The sequence below is a fragment of the Natronomonas sp. genome, from assembly GCF_046710025.1.
Taxonomy (GTDB): domain Archaea; phylum Halobacteriota; class Halobacteria; order Halobacteriales; family Haloarculaceae; genus Natronomonas.
Window position 1 is genome coordinate 1 of the sequence record NZ_JBKEGK010000272.1, and the last position, 3,144, is coordinate 3,144.

Annotated in this window: 4 protein-coding genes; 2 read left to right on the plus strand and 2 right to left on the minus strand. The window is 65.1% G+C overall.

Features of this window, described 5'->3' with window-relative positions:
• Window positions 1-500 (minus strand): THUMP domain-containing protein (locus ACI944_RS13610; protein WP_411719567.1); only part of this gene is annotated, 500 nt, incomplete at its 3' end.
• 121 nt (window positions 501-621) lie between these two features.
• Between ACI944_RS13610 and ACI944_RS13615 the strand changes: the two genes are divergently transcribed.
• Entirely contained in the window at window positions 622-993 is a 372-nt protein-coding gene (locus tag ACI944_RS13615; protein WP_411719568.1) for an Hsp20/alpha crystallin family protein, read from the plus strand.
• 126 nt (window positions 994-1,119) lie between these two features.
• On the opposite strand, the gene ACI944_RS13620 is transcribed toward ACI944_RS13615, so the two are convergent.
• Window positions 1,120-2,106 (minus strand): nucleoside recognition protein, encoded by a 987-nt coding sequence (locus ACI944_RS13620; protein ID WP_411719569.1) that lies wholly within the window; start codon window positions 2,104-2,106, stop codon window positions 1,120-1,122.
• Window positions 2,107-2,339: 233 nt separating this feature from the next.
• Between ACI944_RS13620 and proC the strand changes: the two genes are divergently transcribed.
• Complete coding sequence (proC, locus tag ACI944_RS13625; protein WP_411719570.1) at window positions 2,340-3,116, plus strand: pyrroline-5-carboxylate reductase; 777 nt, start codon at window positions 2,340-2,342, stop codon at window positions 3,114-3,116.
• Window positions 3,117-3,144: the final 28 nt, after the last annotated feature.

Sequence of the window (3,144 nt, forward strand, 5' to 3'; positions counted from 1 at the left end):
TCGCAGACCCGGTAGGGGCGCTTATGAAGGGATTCGCCGGTCAGATCGACTGCGAGCGTGAAGCGGTCGTCGTAGAGGTACGCCTCCAGACGGACGGTCGGGTCGTCGAGGTCGACCGGAAGACGCGTCCCGGTCGCGTCGCGGTAGGCGTCGATAACCGCCTGCCCGACACGTTCGGCGACTTGGACGCTCGTGAACCCGTGATCGCCGTGGCGGGTGCCGACGACACCGAAGTCCGATGTCGGGAGGCGGTCGGCGACGGGTGCCCGTGCCGTCAGTTCATAGATGTCCTCGAGTTCCTCGGCGGGTCCGTCGGCCAGCACCGCCATGATCCGATGGATGGTTCGACCCCTGACATGGAGGTCGTAAACGTCCGACTCGTCGGCGTCGAACTCGACGACGCCGCGGTGGTGTGTGGACGCGTCGCGCCCGACGAGGTCGTCGATCTCGCCGGCCGCGATCGACTCCAACCCGCCGTTCGTCGTCGCGAGGAGGTGCACACTCCAAGTAGCGTGGGGCTGGACAAAAGGGCCGCGTTGCGGCCCGAGAGTCGTTTGGGAATTTGCGAAGGTTTTATATAGAACCGCGAACAATCTACGCCTGTAGTCGAGGTGTACAGCGATGGCATTACCCACGAGCTCGACCGACTCCTGGATGAGCGGCATCGACTTCCCGACCAGACTGTTCGGCACCGGTGACAGCGACTACGAACTCTACGAGGAGGACGACGAGTTCGTCCTCAGCGCCGAGATGCCGGGCTTCGACCCCGAGGAGATCACGGTGTCTTGGGAGAACGGCGTCCTCAACGTCGCCGCCGAGCACGAGGATGAACAGCGCAACCGGCGCCGGACGTACCACCGCCGGTTCCGGTTCCCGAAGAACGTCGACGACGAGGAGATCACTGCCGAGTACGCCAACGGGATCCTCGATGTCCGGCTCCCGGTAGCGGCGGGGGCGGCCGTCACCGGCACCGAAATCGAGATCGAGGCCTGAGCGGCGGCCTGCCGCAAATAGCGTAGTCATCCCTGAACCGGTCGCGCCGTTTTTTATCGCCGACTGCTGAATGAGTTCGGAATCGACTCCGCCGCCAACTCGTAGAAGCGGCGGAACAAAGCGACGCTACAGCGCCAGCAGTCCAGCCAGCGCGATGGCGATCCACAGTATTTTCAGGGAGGTGTTCACGATGATCACTTTCGTCCCGAACTCCGCCCCCCAGATACCGTACTGGAAGGGGACCGACCGCTTGAACGTCGAGACGGTAAACGAGACGATACCGCCGATAAGCATGACTGACACGGCGGTTTGTGCGGTGAACGTTCCGTCCTTGATGAGCGGCGCGATCGTCACCGCGCCGCTCGTCGTGTCAAACGCGTAGACGACGATGACGGGGACGGCGGCGCTCGGCAGTCCAGTCAGCGCCGCCAACGGGTCGGCCGCTCCGCCGGTCAGCGCTTCGAGGTCGTAGTACGTCGTCCCGAGCACGACGAGCGTGTAGACGACGGTGAGCCGGGGCAGGATCTCGCGGGTCTTCTCGAGACCGCCCGATCCGGCGTCAAGCAGTTTCTCGCTGACCGTCCGGGTATCGTCGCCACCGTCGGCGCGGGCGTCGGAGTCGATCTCGGACATCGCTTCGGGGTTTATATTTCGGCTCGACAGGAGGAACGCGCCGGCAATCACGCCTGTGATCGTGATGGCGAGGGAGATACCGGCTCGGGTGCCGACGTACAGCAGGCCAACGCGGAGCCCGAGAATCGGGATCAACACCGGCGCGTAGAAGGTGAAGATGTGCTGGACGAACCCAAAGAAGGTGTTGATCGTGACGGCGACGAGCGTCGCCCGGTCGTCGAGAAGCCCCGAGTCGCGGTACTCGGCGAGCATCCCATAGCCGGCGGTCGTTGAGGCGGCCGTCGTTAGAATGGCCCCGCCGACCTCGTCCGGGAGGTTCGCAGGGCCGGTCAGTGGCTTCGATAGCGCCGCGATGTAGCGGATCACGCCGAATGCGACGAGGGCGTTCGCGAAGGCGACACCTCCGGCGATGGCGACCGCGATGGTCACCACCCGTGGCAAAACCTCCCCGAGGAGCACCGAACTGACGGCGGGATCCATTCGGCTCGGGGTTGGGGCGACGAGACCGAAATGGTTGCGTTTCGTCGCCAAACTGGAGGCGCGTTCTCGCAGCGGAGCGGGACCGGAAGCAAGCCTTCACACCGGAACGGGACCGGAAGCGGGTCCCCCACATTACAGCAGGATCGTCCCGAGCATCGTGGCGGTCGGACGTGACCACCACGCGATCGAAAACCGTAGTTGGTATAGCTTTCGATGCACTCGGTAGGGCCAAGATGACACGAGTGAGCGTGATCGGTTGCGGCAACATGGGCGGTGCATTCTTAAAAGGGCTCGCCCACGCCGGCGGCCACCACCTGACGGCGATCGACCTCGACCCCGACGCGCGGGCGGCGGTCGAGGCACACGCCGACGAGACGACCGACGACACCGCGGCGGCAGCCGACGCCGACATCGTCGTCCTCGCGGTCAAGCCAGGTATCGCTGAGGCGGTGCTCGGGGATCTTGACCTCTCCGCCGACCAGACACTCGTCACGCTGGCGGCGGGGGTTTCGCGGGGGTTTGTCGCCGAGCGAACCGACGCGTCGGTGGTCCGGATCATGCCGAACCTCGCGGCGGAGACTGGGGATATGGCGGCGGCGGCGACGACCGAGGGCCTCACCGACGAGATCCGGGAACTGCTCGACGACCTCGGGGAGTTTGTCGAGATCGATGAGTCGCTGATGGACATCTCGACGGCGGTCAACGGAAGCGGCCCGGCCTTTGCGTTCTATCTCATCGACGCGGTGAAGACCGCCGGCGTCGACGGTGGCCTCAACCCCGAACAGGCCGAAACCCTCGCCGCACAGACATTTAAGGGGGCTGCTGAGACCGTCCTTCGGGACGATCGAAGCGTCGACGAACTCATCGACGCGGTCTGCTCGCCAAACGGGACCACCATCGAGGGGATGGAAGTGCTGTGGAACAGCGACGCGGACGAGGCGGTCGTCGAGGCTGTCGGTGCGGCCGAACGGCGCTCGCAGGAACTCGCCGAGGCGTTCGACGATGAGTGAAACGGTCGCGGTCGAAGCGCTTGACGAC